Consider the following 14279-nt stretch of genomic DNA (forward strand, 5'->3'; position numbering starts at 1 on the left):
ATTGTTTCTCCATTTCATTCCTTATAAATAAATGTACCCAATGGGTTTGTATAAAAAATGACCTCCGTCATGATAAATTGTGACATGCGCTAGTCGTTTTGCCATTAATTGCTTGTTATACTACTAGACAGGGGGGAACGTAATGATTGAAGTAGTAAACTTAACGAAGAATTTTAAAAACATAAAAGCTGTAGACAATGTCAATTTATATATTGAGCCAGGGGAAATCGTTGGCTTGTTAGGGCCGAATGGGGCAGGAAAATCCACAACAATTGCACTTATTTCTACATTGATTCAGCCTACAGCGGGGGACGTGCTTTTCCAGCAACAAAGCGTTATAAACAATCCTAAGCTACTTCGTGATGTATTAGGTGTTGTCCCACAGGAAGTAGCCTTATATAAGGATTTGACAGCGCGGGAAAATTTGCAATTTTTCGGTACGATTCAAAAAATACCAAAAGGGGAACTACAGGGACGAATTAATGCTGTATTAAAGCAAGTTGGTTTAGAGGATGACAGAAAAAAGCTTGTCAAATATTATTCGAGTGGGATGAGAAGGCGGCTCAATATTGGTGCTGCATTATTGCATAAGCCAGCATATTTAATTATGGATGAGCCAACTGTAGGCATTGACCCACAATCCAGAAGCTATATTTTGCAAGCAATTAAGCAACTAAATCAAGAGGACAAGACTGCGATTATTTACACAAGCCACTATATGGAGGAGGTCGAGTTTTTATGTGACCGGCTCTATATTATGGATCAAGGCAAAATCATTGCTGCTGGTACAATGGAAGAAATTAAAGCGATTTTATCCTCAGAAAAAACGATAGAAATCAAGCTCGAACGGCATTCGAAATCCTTTGTAGAAGCACTAACGACACTAAAATTGCTATCGAATATACAAATAGCTGAGGCGCAAATCTCCTTTACTGTGGAGAAAAATACCGATTTTTTATCGGTGATTTTACCGTTATGTGAGGCCCATAATATTGTATTGAAAGGCTTTCATGTGAAGGAGCCGACATTGGAAGATGTATTTTTGCATTTGACAGGTCGCGCTTTACGTGATTAGGGGGGCTATTGATGTTTATAGCATTTATTCGTAAGCAGCTCACATTAATTTGGCGAAGCCCTGGGGAGCTACAGCTTTTACTAGGAATGCCTCTGATCATGATTATGATTATTAATTTTGCATTCGGAGCGTTTATGGAAGAAGACGCTGTGTCAGTCCAAGCTCAAGTTGCTTTAATAGAACAGGACGATGAACAGCTTGCGCTACAGGAATTTGGCGAAATGCAAAATGCCATACTTCCGATTACATATTTAAAGCAAGAGTTATTGCAATTACAGCAGTTTATCAATGTAACAACAATTGAGGCGCAATCATTAGAGGAAGCAAAAAAATCCAATGATTATAGCGCAATTGTTGTGATACCAGAAGGTTTTACAGCGCAGTATTTGACCTCGCTTTTTTTGCAAGGTGAAGCGCCAGCTCTTGAAATTTACTTGAATGATAAACGAGAATTTACACCACTAATTGTACAAAATATTATGGACAGCTATCAGCGCCAATTTACATTGCATAGCGCTTTTGTGCAGCAAGGACTTATCACAGCTAATTCAATTATACCGACAGGGGAATTTTCTTCGACGATTGAGACAGTGAACCAGCGTCCACCTGTTATGCTGAGTGCCTACTATTCTTTTGGATTTAGTGTGATGTTTGTTCTATATTGGGTTGGCATAATGGCAGGGCAGGCTCTTTCAGAAAAGGAGAGCCATATTTTTAATCGAATGGTGCTAGCAAATATTCCACCTGTACGATATTTACTAACGATTTTGTTGTCAACTATTATATTAGTAACATTACAAATGCTCATTTTATTCACTATTGTTCATATTGTATTTGATGTTGCGTTTGAGGGTTTGCTTGGCTATGTTGTAACTACTGTCTGTATCGCAACGACTGTAGGGGGTATGGCGGCTTTCTATTCGGCGCTCAATTACCGCAATAATTCATATGAAGCATCTTCTTTATTTAATACAGTCTTTGTGTCGATTCTCGCCTTGCTTGGAGGCTCATTTTTTAATTTAAGCTTAGCAGTACCTAAGCTTGCTAAATTAGGACATTTTACACCGAATGGCGCAGCATTACAAAGCTATTTATTGCTACAACAGGGTGCATCGTTTGCTCAGCTAGCACCGTATTTAATGACATTGCTATTATTAACACTTGCCTTCTTCTTTGCTGCTGTTCGCATTTTCCCGAAAAAGGGAGGGCTTGCATGATTACAATTTTTAAAACAAAATGCTTATTACTATTAAGAAATCCTATAAATTATATTATTTCAACAGTTGTTATTTGTTTATTTGTCTATTTAATGGGGCATCAGCAAAAGGAGCCTATAGCAATAGCTTCCTTGCTAAATGAGCAGGAAACAGCGCAAGCACTACAGGCATTACAGAAAATTTCTTATTACGACTATTCAGTGCATACAGAACAAAAGGCGCAAGAGCTTGTTGAGGCGGGGGAAGTAAAGGCTGCAATTTTTTTATTTGATGAGCAATTTAGGCTCGTTGTGGCAAATGATTTCATGGATTCTGCCCTTTTGCAAAAGGAGCTCAATATAGTGTATCATGATAGGCTTCAACAAACGGCTTTATTGCAAGCATTTCCAGCGCAACAGGCTCAAGTGAAAGAGATTTTCACACAAGCACAAATAACTCCAGCCTTCCATATACAATATCAAAACTCAAAGTGGGAGGAAGCGCCAATTTATAATCGCCAGCTATCTACCTTGTTCTCGTTCTCATTGTTTATGGTCATTTATACCACGGCGTCAGGAGTTAGTTATATTTTAGCAGAAAGAAATATGGGTGTGTGGAATCGATTAATTGTATCGAGTATTAGTAAATGGCAAGCTTACACAGCTAATCTCGCTTATGCATTTTGTATTAGCTATGTGCAGCTAGTTTTTATATTTAGTATTTTTCGCTATGTGGCGGACGTTGATTTTTATGGGAGCTTTACTTTTACATTGATTCTAATTATTCCATATTTGCTATGCGTTGTAGCGTTGACAATCTTTATTGCGTCGATTACCAATACAATTAGTCAATTTAACACAATGATTATGTTAATTGCTATATCCTTTGCGATGTTAGGTGGTGCATACTGGTTACTTGAAGCAGTCAGCTCACCATTTATTTATTTGCTATCATACATCTCGCCAATAAGATATGGCTTAGAAATATTGAAAGGCGGCAGTACATGGAACGAGCTGCTACAGCCTATTAGTATTTTGCTATTTATGGCTGTCGTTTTGATGGGCATTGGCATCAATATAATGGAGAAAAAAGCAGATACATGAAAAGAGGCTGCCTCTCGTATATTCGAAGAGGCAGCCAATTCGCTGATATATTCAGAAAATCGCCGATAAATTAGCGAAAGCCGCTGATATATTCAGAAAGTCGCCGATAAATCAGTGAAAGCCGCTGATATCTTTCCAAAAGCCGCCGATATATTTTTTACGCCTTCACAGATAGATAAATTTTTACTGTGCCATCTTGTGCATAGTGCTCGAAATCAGTTTTGTAGGCTCTAGCAATATCGCTTTGCCAAATTTCAGTCCATGCAAGAAAAACACCATTTTCTTGTGATGTATCAACTTCAATCACTTCATATTCCCCAGCAGGAATAACGACTGTCTCTTCATTTGCACCGTTCAATTCTGTGCCAATATATAAATCATAGTCGCCTGTAAAGTCACTTTCATAATTATGATAGATGGCAAAAATATCTCCCTGCAAGTCACTAGCCATTACATTTTCCCAAAGCTGCCCAATCGCTTCAGGGGTTGCATTATTTGTACGAATGCCTGTACCAACAATGCGTTTCTCTGTAACAAATTTTTTCATATTAATAACCTCCTTGTTTCTACATCTAGCATAGCGCATAAAATATGACAACTGTCTGTCAGCTTTCCAAAATCTTTTTAATTTCTTCTAGATGCTTCTCTTGAAGCCAAGTTGGTGCAAGGATTTTTACTTTACTGCCAAACATGCGAATAAAGGGAAGAATATCATTTGTTATATCATAGTAAAATGTTGCAACAATATGCTCGGGACCAATAAATAGCTCCTCCTCTGTAAAAAAATCGTAGAGCTTGCCATGTTCGCTTAGCGTAAATTGCAAAACGACTTGCTCAAGCTTAACAGGTCGCTCAGTTGTTGGCGTAGGAAGTGGTTGATTTATATTGACTTCAACAGCTTCCATCGCACGAATTCTTGTCAGCTTAAAAAATCGATAGGCCTCTCGCATTTGACAAAAGGCTTCTACATACCAGCTTCCATTTTGTAAATGTAGCTTAATAGGCAAGATGGTGCGTGTAGTAAAATGACCATTTTGCGCTACGTATGAAATTTCAATTGCTTGCTCGTGTTGAATAAAGGTTAAAAGCTGTTGTATTTTATTTTTTGTCTGCTGCTCTATAATATCTCGGTGCAACGTTGCATTCGACAATGTAAAGCTAGCATGGTGCTCCTCTTGGAAAAGGGCAAGCTTGTGCTGTAAATTTGCAAGTTGCTGTTCTTCAAAAAGCTCATTTCCAAGTGTAATGCCATCCATTACTAATTTCTTCTCCGTATCGCTAAATGTTAATTTATCAAGCTGATAGCGATCAGCCAATGTAAAGCCACCGTTCTTACCTAGATGTGACACAATGGGAATACCTGCTGCGCATAATGAGTCGATATCGCGATAAATCGTTCGTTTGCTTACTTCTAACTTCTCGGCCAATTCCTCCGCAGACACAATACGTTTATGCAATAAAAACACAACGATGGCAAACATTCTTTCAATTTTCATTGTTTCAACCCCCTTTTATACACTACTTCAATTATACAGCTATGCTTGTCGCTCAATTATCTACAGAATAATACGAAAATTTGCTATCATTAAGCTAGGAGGGGATTGAAAATGAAGCATTTTATTTCAAAAGAACATGCCATTTATGCAATGAGTGCAGATAATAAACCTGCGTGTATAGTGCAAAGTGGTGATTCGATTGTGTTTGAGGCATATGATTGCTTTACAGATCAAATTACAAGCGAAGATCAAGTAGTTGAGGCACTTGATTGGAACAAAATTAACCCAGCGACAGGTCCTGTTTTTGTCGAAGGAGCTGAGCAAGGCGATGTATTAGAAGTAGAAATTCATACAATTGATATTGGTGACACTGTGACCTTAATGACGGGTCCTGAATTAGGCGTACTCGGTGATGAGTTAGACACAATGACCATTAAACGTGTGCCAATTGTCGATAACGAGCTACAATTTACCGATGATATAAAAATCCCAGTTAACAAAATGATCGGTGTAATCGGCACAGCGCCAGCAGAAGGTGCTATTAGTTGTGGTGTACCTGATGCGCATGGCGGCAATATGGATACAACAGCTATTACAGAGGGCGCAAAGCTCTATTTACCAGTTAATGTCGAGGGTGCTTTGCTTGCACTAGGAGATTGCCATGCTGCGATGGGCGATGGTGAAGTATCTGTATGCGGTGGAGAGGTACCTGCGCAAGTAACTGTCACGGTACGTGTTTTGAAAAATCATTCTGTGCCAACCCCTTACTTAATTAAGGATGATGCGATTAGTACGATTGCTTCAGCAAAAACATTGGATGAGGCTACGATTATTGCGACGAAAAATATGGTGCGTGTTATTAAGCAATCAACAGCTTTAACAGATGCTGAGGCAATTCATTTACTATCGCTTGCTGGGCAACTGCGCATTAGTCAAATCGTTGACCCTAATAAAACAGCGCGTATGGAATTACCGTTACGTTATTTAAGAAATTTTAGTTAAATATGAAAAAACGCATGAAATCAAGATGATCTATTTGGTTTCATGCATTTTTATTTGAAATGGCTTGGTAAAAGGTTTTTTATCTGATTTTCCTATAGAACTGTTTAGTTTTTGTACAGAAAAGCTTTGTTATAATCAAGCATTATTATAAAATAAATCATACGTCTCTTGCGAGGGCTTATAATTAAAACACCGTCATTATTGCAACAGGGGGGATGTTTATGAGAAAAAATATATTAATCGCCATTGGAGTTTTGTTGCTATTTTTATTTGTATTTTTGCTTGGCAATTGGCGTTATTTTTCCACAACTCACTTGCAGAGTGCTAGCAACGGCATTGCGCATGTTGAGGAAGAACAACTACAGCAACTTACTCAATTAAATGGCGAATGGTCTTTTTATCCCAACCTTTTACTTCCAGCAGAAGAATCGCTTGAACGGTACAAAGATCAACGAGTTAAAATAGAAGTTCCTAGTAGCTGGTACGATTATGTGCAGCCAAATGAGGAGGGCTTGCATACTGGTACATATCATCTGAAAATAGAAGTACCTGTTGATGATCAGTATGGTCTATACATACGTACGATTCGTACAGCCAATCGTATTTTTATTAATGGTGCAGAAGTGGGAGCAAAGGGCAACCCAAGTGCTAAGATGAAGGACTTTCAAACAGAAAATGATGATAAATACATCGTGATGGGGCAAAGTAGTAATAAGGAACTTGATATTTTGATACATGTAAGCAGTTATACTTCCCCAAAGGCAGGTATTATTTATCCAATAGAATTCGGTACAGCTCAGGTAATTCAACGATATTTTTTGATAAAAGGTTTACTTGATATTCTTGTTAGTGCAGGGCATATTATTTTTGGTGTTATTTATCTTATTACATACATACAAAATCGTAGATATAAGGAAGAACTATTTTTTGGTCTCTTTATGTTATTGTTTGGCTTATATTTATCATTTATTAATCAAAAAATATTTTTTTGGTTTGTGCCGATAACAGATGCTAGCGACCAAATCAGACTACAAATAAGTATTTTACCACTTGTGTTGATTTGTGCCTTACTATTTGTATTTTATATGTATCCACAAGTAGCTAATCGAAAAATAATGTATGCGATGATTGCGATACAATGCTTGGCTGTTATATTTTATGGTGTTTTCAATAGTTATGACAGTTTTGGTTATGCCTCTTCAGCTCTAGAGACTATAATGAGGAAAATAAGATATATAGTCGTCATTGGGTGCGCTATCTTATATATTATATGGATGATGGTGAAGGTACTTTGGCTTCGTTTAGAGGGAGCGCGCTATATATTCATTGTCTTTATCTCCAGTTGTTTGTACGCAACTTTATTGATAATTAATTTTTTGACAGGGATGCCTTTGGATTATTGTGAGTTTTTGCTATTTATTTTAGTACTCATTAGCCTTTCATCTTTGCTTAGCTATCGTTCCAATCGCGCTTACCTGAAAATACAAGCATTATCAGAGGAACTACAAACTCATGATGAAATGAAAAATCGTTTTTTACTCAAAACTTCACAGGCATTACGAGCACCATTAAATGCTATTTCCGATGTAGCGAAATCATTAATGGAAGGAATACAAGGTCCTCTTAAACGTGAACAACAGGAGCAAATGATTTTGGTACATAATGTGACACAACGTATGAGACATTTAGTAGAGGATTTACTGTTTTCTTCGAGCCATACAACGGGTCAGCTACATATCTCATATCGTGCTGTACCAGTTCGTGTCATACATGAGGTTGTCAAGGAATTCCATAGTACAATGGATAAAAATAGTAATCTAAATTTAATAGCAGAGGTAGAATCCTCGTTACCAGATATATATACAGATGAATTACGTTTCAAACAGGTGCTCTATAATTTATTGTTGAATGCATTGCAGCATACAACTATTGGGAAAATTGTTGTTCGAGCATTTGTTGAAAGCGGGTATATAGTCATTCAAGTTGAGGATACAGGTTCCGGAATTCCAGAGAAGGATTTAGAACATATTTTTAATGCCTTTTATCAAGTACCAACAAACCAGCCAAAAGAAGGGCTAGGTTTAGGGTTGAATATTGCTAAAAATATTGTTGAAGCATTGAACGGTGATATTCAAGTTGCTAGTACGTTAGGAGTGGGTACAGTTTTTACAGTGAAAATGCCTATAGCGTCAATGGAACAAAGCATTCCTGAGCAATTGCCTGCAATGCTAGTAGCGACAACGGATAAATCAATGCCACTTATTTATCGAGGTAATGATAAAAAAATTGTGCTGGTGGATGACGACTTGTCCCATATGATGATCTTAGCACACGCACTTATTGCAAAAGGCTATACAGTTATTGCATTTGATAATGGCTACGATGCGATAGAATATATTAAGCACAATCAAGTGGATTGTATGCTAATTGATTTATTAATTAGCGGAATATCAAGCTATGAATTATGTAAATATATACGCAAACATTATGATATGTTAGAGCTGCCAATTATTATTTTAACAACGATTATGAAGCATTCAGATGCATTATTAACACTGCAGGCTGGGGCAAATGAATATTTACAAAAACCGATTGATTTGGACGAATTAATAATTAGCATTAACTCTTTGTTAGCAGTGCGTCAGTCAGCGATAGATGCAATTGAAGATGAAATGAACAGCTTATATACGCAAATAACACCCCATTTCGTCTATAATACACTAAACACAGTGATTGGCTTAAGCTATACAGACATGGACAATGCTAGGGAGGCTCTATATTGTCTAGCTACTTATTTTCGAGCAAAATTAAATGTGCACTATCGCAATGGTATGGTATCGCTTGAGGAAGAAATGGAGCTTGTAAAAGCTTATTTATCTATTGAGAAAATGCGTTTTGGTGAGAAATTAACAGTTCATTATAATATTGATGAGTCTATACAATTGATGATCCCTGCATTATCTATTCAACCATTAGTAGAAAATGCTGTTGTGCATGGCATCTCCAAGAAAAAGGATGGAGGAACAATAGAAATTAGCGTACAGCAAATAGAGCAACGTGTTCATCTTAAAATTATTGATAATGGTATTGGAATTGCTAGTGATAAGCTACAGCAACTGCGTAGTGGGAAGGGTCAGCGCATTGGTTTTACAAATCCGTTTAAAAAATTCCAGCTTATGAAACAGGCAAATTTACATATATTTAGCGAAGAAGGGCAAGGAACAACAATTTTAATTGTATTGTCAATGGAGGAGAAAATATGAACGTTATTATCATTGATGATGAACAAGTAGCAATTGATGTTTTGAAAATCATGTTAGAACGACTGACACAATTTCCTATTGAAATTAAAGGGACGTTTACAAATGTGGATGAAGCTATATGTTATATACAACAGGAAACAATAGATATTATATTTTTAGATATTGAAATGAGAGATGTTAACGGTTTGCAAATTGCCAAGAAATTATTAAGTAATCAACCAGATTTGCAAATTATTTTTGTTACAGCACATAGTGAATTTGCAGTTGAGGCCTTTGAAGTACAAGTGGCTGACTATTTATTAAAGCCTGTTCATGAGAAACGGCTAATTAAAGCCTTGTCAAAGGTACAAGCAAATATATCAGATGAAAATATCAAAAAAGGCGAAATTGGGCTATATGCTCATGTATTAGGTTCGGGTTATTTACGGAATGTAGATGGAGAGCTTGTTAAATGGCGTACTCGCAAGACGCGTGAGCTGTTTTTTTATCTGTGGATACATCAGAAAAAGCCATTATCACGTCCTATTATTTTAGATATGCTATGGGAAGATACAGACGTTGAAAAAGCAAGTAATCTTCTAAATGTATCTATGTATCAATTGCGGAAGTTGTTCAAAGAGAATGGTTTACCAGACGCGGTCCAATCCATCAATAATCATTACCAATTAAATATTGAGATAGATAGCGACTATGCTGAACTAATGCGGTTATTACAACAAACTAAACATGACGAAGCATCTATAAGGCAATTATTAAATTGTTATGAGGGAGATTTTCTTGCTGAGGAAGAATACATCTGGACTATTCCGATTCGTCAAGATTTGAAAAAGGAATTTATTGGTATACTGGAGAGCTTTATTAGTAATACAGCACATCTAACTCCTTTATTAAAAATAAATTGCTTACAAAAATTATTAGAGCTAGATGAGTATAACGAGCATTATATGTTGCTATTATTGTCATTTTTTATTGAGCAAAATAAAAAGCATGAATGTATAGAGTATTATCAATATATTAAGGAGAAATTGGAAGAAATAAATGTAGCTGTGCCAAGCGAGATACATCAAGTTTATAGAGATTATATAAAATAAGTATGATTTTTAATAATTGTTTGTAATTGTGTAAGCTGTTTGCTATGATTAAATGCAAATATTTAATTCGTTGATGTGACCAAGTAAATAAAGAATTGTGAAACAGAGAATATAGCGAAAGCTGAGAGCTATATCACCCCTTCTTTATTGAAACCTAGCATGGAGAAGTTATGCAAACATAACCGGCTTGTTACCGTTATACAACCTTAGAGAGCTTTAAGCGATTAAAGCTAAAAATAGGTGGTACCACGTTTTCAAAGCATAAAGACGTCCTAATACAGGATGGCTTTATGCTTTTTATTTTGACTTTTAAGGACATGTATAGTGGAGTTCACATTCAACGGGTGTCAAACACATATGAATTATTAAAGAGGAGTGTATTGTCTATGCAACAAGAAAATGAATTTACAAAATGGTATTTGAAAACAATTCAAGATGCGGAATTAATGGATTATACACCTGTGCGAGGCTGTATTACATTCCGACCAGATGGCTATGAAATTTGGGAGCATATTCAAGCTGCTATGGATCAGCGCTTTAAAGAGACAGGGCATCGCAATGCTTATTTCCCTATGTTAATTCCTGAATCATTTTTTCAAAAGGAAAAGGACCATATTGAAGGTTTTTCACCAGAGTTACCATGGGTAACAGAAGCAGCAGGAGAGCCTTTGGAGGAGCGATTAGCATTGCGACCAACCTCTGAAACAATGATTGGACATCTTTATTCAAAATGGGTGAAAAGCTATCGTGACTTGCCACTCTTGTTAAATCAATGGGCGAATGTCTTTAGATGGGAAAAGAAAACATTACCGTTTATCCGTACATCGGAATTTTTATGGCAGGAAGGGCATACTGCACATGAAAATGAGGAAGAGGCGCGCCAAGAAACGATGCAGATGCTCGCAATTTATAAGGAAGTAGTAGAAAATTTATTAGCCATTCCTGTATATGATGGGACAAAAACAGCATCAGAGCGATTTGCGGGTGCGGTCGATACATTTTCGATTGAAGCGATGATGAAGGATGGCAAAGCAGTGCAAGCAGGTACATCCCATTATTTAGGGACAAAATTTGCGGAGGCCTTTGATATTAAATATCTTAACAGAAATAATGAGCATCATTATGTGCATACAACTTCTTGGGGTACATCTACTCGACTGATTGGCTCAGTAATTATGGTACATGGCGATGAAAAAGGCTTAGTTTTGCCACCGAAAATTGCCCCAACACAAGTTGTGCTAATGCCAGTTGGTCCTTTTAAAAAGCATCCAGAAATTTTAGAGAAGCTCGAGGAAATTCAGCAAGCTTTAAAGGTTAAAGGAATCCGTGTGAAGCTAGATGATACAGATCAAACAGCAGGCTTTAAATTTAACAAATGGGAGCAAAAAGGAGCAGCTTTACGTGTTGAGCTAGGACCTCGCGATTATCAAAACGGGCAAGTGATTGTCAAAGCCCGTGATGAAGAGGATAAACAAACAGTGAATCTAGCACAATTAATCACTGTAATTGAAGAAGAGCTTGAAGTCATGCAGGCACGTCTATTGACAAAGGCACGTGGGTTTAGAGATGCGCACTCTCATATTACAATTGATTCTTTAGCACAGCTACAACAGCATATCGAAGCAACCCCAATACCAGGCTGGATTTTAGCGGGCTGGTGTGGTAGTGCAGACTGTGAGCAAAAGGTAAAGGAACAAACAAAATTTACAACACGCAATATCCCATTCGATCCTCCGGTCCAAAAGACAACATGTATTTGCTGTGAGCAGCAAGCACAGCATACGGTTTGGTTTGCTAGGGCATATTAAATATGGTTGAAATTCCCTTACATTCTTTCTATACTACTAATTAGTAAGATGATAGGGGGAGAATAGATGATGGGGAAAATTGTAAAAGAAAAATTGTTGAAGGTGATGGCTTTTTCACTTATAGTGCTGTTGCTTGGCACAGCACTGCCTGTATATGCGAATGCAGATGCAAATAGTCCGAGTACCAATTACCGAATATATTTACGTGTAGACGAGGTTGATATATTTGACAAGCCTAATGGCAAGAAAATTGCCACAGTCGAGCAATATGTCGATGATGCGGATGGTCCAGCTGATTTTAATCGCTTTATTGTCAATAGCTTTGTAAAGGATAATTATTGGGCAAAAGTAACAGTGACAAAGGTGGACGGTAAAAAAATAACAGGCTATGTCCGAACAAAATTTATTATGCCCAATCTTCATGCGCTCGATTATGTTATTGTAAATCATACAGCAGGTTTAACGTTAAAATCACAGCCTAATGCAAAATCGAAGGGTATTATTACAATTCCATATGGCACAAGAGTGGATATTAATTATGATAAAGAACTTACAGAAGCATGGTATTATGTGACATACGTAGTGAAAGGGAAAAAATATAAAGGCTATCTACCAAGCAAATATTTGCAGTGATTGAACTATTAAAGAAGGCGCTTTTGAATGAACTTAACATTCAAATACGCCTTCTTTGCTTTTTATCTCACAATATAAAAATAAAATGAACTTTTTCATCCCCTTATTTGTATAGTGAGTAAATAAATCGATGGGGGCTCATTTTATGAATCTTTCTTTGCAAGATATTGTAAAAACGTATAATGGTCATGCTGTATTAAAACATTTTACTGCGACATTTCCAGTAGAAGGTTGCTATTTGTTGCTAGGAGAAAATGGCGCCGGGAAATCGACGCTAGCAAAATGCATTGCGGGCGATATTGTTTATGATAGCGGGACAATGCATTATCAGCATAACCGCCCAGTAGCAGAGGATGTAGCGTTACAATACCAAACATTTGATAGCTATAGCCATTTAAAAATTGCTGAGGTCATACGGCTTTTTCAAGCACTAACTAGAGGTTCTGGTGATTTAACAGAGCTGTATAGTTTACTTGAGTTAACTACATATAGCGATATTTTAGTGAAAAATGCTTCAGGTGGTCAGCGCAAAGCACTATCAATTTATTTAGCGTTTTTGTTAAATAAACCGATAATTTTGCTTGATGAGCCATTTGCAGACTTAGATTTGACGAAGAAAAAGCAATTTGCTGCATTTTTGCAAAAAGATATTAAGGAGTCTCAGCGCATTATCATCGTTATTAGTCATGAGGTGGCGGGCTTCGAGAGGCTGTTCGATTCGATTTATATTTTACAAGATGGTCGGTTAGCGGATCACGGCACGTTAAATGCCTTAGAAGAAAAATATCCTAACCCTATGTTTAAAGGGATTGAGGGCATTTATTTTGAAGTAACAGGCAAAGTATTAGGAGGGCGAGTAGGATGATAAAACAAATTACACGTACATTTATATTAGAAAGCATGCGGAACTATGGAGTAGGCTTTGGTAATGTACTACCAGCATTTATTTTCTTAATCATATCCTTTATTATAAAATCTGTTGTCAATGAGGAAACATTTCAATACATGGTGAAGGGGCAGTTTTTGCCTGTTTCAATTTTACTACTGCTATTCTCATTTGCTTTTTCAAGTGCTACGATTTATTTAGCGGATATGAAGGCCAATCGCACATTTGATTGGCTGAAGCGTACAAAGATAGCTGCATCCACTTATTATATAGGGATGGGGATCGGCGTATTCATTTTAGCAAATATTGCATTAGTGTTGTTATTAGCTAGCTATAAACTATTAATTGATATTACATGGAGTAATTTTTTGCTTATATTATTAATGTGCAATTTTGTTTTGCTTGCACTGTATCCATTAAGCTTTATTTTGGCGGGGCTTTTTAAAAATGGCAAAATGGCACAAAGCATGCTTGTACCAACGATGATTTTATTGATGTTTTCGATAACGATGACAACAATGTTTTTAACGCTTGCTGGCAAGAACCCGCAGCACTATTTTATCTTTTTAGTGTGGAATCCAATGCTTTATTTGAATGATGGCCTACAATATTATTTAGGTTTAACGGCAACTACATGGCTTCCTTTGTACCAATATTTTATTATTTTAGCAGGCTGGAGCTTAGTACTTGCGCTGATTGCTCGCAAAGTTTACCACAGATAGGAGG

12 protein-coding genes and 1 other annotated feature are annotated in these 14279 nt (G+C 36.8%); of the genes, 10 read left to right on the plus strand and 2 right to left on the minus strand.

The window, feature by feature from the left end; genetic code table 11:
• Nucleotides 1–142: 142 nt before the first annotated feature.
• Genes TY13_RS15705 through TY13_RS15715 form a run of 3 tightly spaced genes read left to right on the plus strand, consistent with a single transcriptional unit; the run spans nt 143 to nt 3374 of the window.
• Entirely contained in the window at nt 143–1075 is a 933-nt protein-coding gene (locus tag TY13_RS15705) for an ABC transporter ATP-binding protein (protein WP_042478043.1), read from the plus strand.
• A gap of 11 nt (nt 1076–1086) precedes the next feature.
• On the plus strand, nt 1087–2292 hold the full coding sequence (locus TY13_RS15710) for an ABC transporter permease (RefSeq protein ID WP_042478045.1): 1206 nt from the start codon (nt 1087–1089) through the stop codon (nt 2290–2292).
• Nucleotides 2289–3374: an ABC transporter permease gene (locus TY13_RS15715; RefSeq protein ID WP_042478046.1), complete on the plus strand. Its 1086-nt coding sequence runs from the start codon at nt 2289–2291 to the stop codon at nt 3372–3374. The genes TY13_RS15710 and TY13_RS15715 overlap by 4 nt, the downstream gene beginning before the upstream one ends.
• Nucleotides 3375–3531: 157 nt before the next feature.
• On the opposite strand, the gene TY13_RS15720 is transcribed toward TY13_RS15715, so the two are convergent.
• Both TY13_RS15720 and TY13_RS15725 read right to left on the minus strand, forming a co-directional pair.
• Nucleotides 3532–3921 carry a GyrI-like domain-containing protein gene (locus tag TY13_RS15720; protein ID WP_042478048.1) on the minus strand — a complete coding sequence of 130 codons (390 nt, stop codon included), beginning with the start codon at nt 3919–3921 and terminating at the stop codon, nt 3532–3534.
• Nucleotides 3922–3979: 58 nt separating this feature from the next.
• Complete coding sequence (locus tag TY13_RS15725; protein WP_042478049.1) at nt 3980–4870, minus strand: helix-turn-helix transcriptional regulator; 891 nt, start codon at nt 4868–4870, stop codon at nt 3980–3982.
• A gap of 111 nt (nt 4871–4981) precedes the next feature.
• On the opposite strand from TY13_RS15725, the gene TY13_RS15730 reads away from it, so the two are divergent.
• The 7 genes from TY13_RS15730 (at nt 4982) to TY13_RS15760 (ending at nt 14275) form a co-directional block, all read left to right on the plus strand.
• On the plus strand, nt 4982–5872 hold the full coding sequence (locus tag TY13_RS15730) for an acetamidase/formamidase family protein (RefSeq protein WP_042478051.1): 891 nt from the start codon (nt 4982–4984) through the stop codon (nt 5870–5872).
• A 221-nt stretch (nt 5873–6093) separates the two neighbouring features.
• The gene (locus TY13_RS15735) at nt 6094–9135 is read left to right on the plus strand and encodes an ATP-binding protein (RefSeq protein WP_042478053.1); all 3042 of its coding nucleotides are present in this window, start codon (nt 6094–6096) and stop codon (nt 9133–9135) included.
• Nucleotides 9132–10226, plus strand: coding sequence for a response regulator (locus TY13_RS15740; RefSeq protein ID WP_042478055.1), 1095 nt, complete (start codon nt 9132–9134; stop codon nt 10224–10226). Before TY13_RS15735 ends, TY13_RS15740 begins: the two co-directional genes overlap by 4 nt.
• A 61-nt stretch (nt 10227–10287) precedes the next feature.
• Nucleotides 10288–10504, plus strand: a binding site (T-box leader).
• Nucleotides 10505–10612: 108 nt separating this feature from the next.
• Nucleotides 10613–12034, plus strand: a complete 1422-nt coding sequence (proS, locus tag TY13_RS15745) for a proline--tRNA ligase (protein ID WP_042478057.1) — start codon at nt 10613–10615, stop codon at nt 12032–12034.
• Nucleotides 12035–12100: 66 nt separating this feature from the next.
• Entirely contained in the window at nt 12101–12667 is a 567-nt protein-coding gene (locus TY13_RS15750) for an SH3 domain-containing protein (protein WP_042478059.1), read from the plus strand.
• Between the two features lie 145 nt (nt 12668–12812).
• The gene (locus TY13_RS15755) at nt 12813–13532 is read left to right on the plus strand and encodes an ATP-binding cassette domain-containing protein (protein ID WP_042478060.1); all 720 of its coding nucleotides are present in this window, start codon (nt 12813–12815) and stop codon (nt 13530–13532) included.
• Complete coding sequence (locus tag TY13_RS15760) at nt 13529–14275, plus strand: ABC transporter permease (protein ID WP_042478063.1); 747 nt, start codon at nt 13529–13531, stop codon at nt 14273–14275. Before TY13_RS15755 ends, TY13_RS15760 begins: the two co-directional genes overlap by 4 nt.
• Nucleotides 14276–14279 lie beyond the last annotated feature (4 nt).

It is taken from the genome of Bacillus ndiopicus (assembly GCF_000612805.1).
GTDB classification, from domain to species: Bacteria; Bacillota; Bacilli; order Bacillales_A; family Planococcaceae; genus Metasolibacillus; species Metasolibacillus ndiopicus.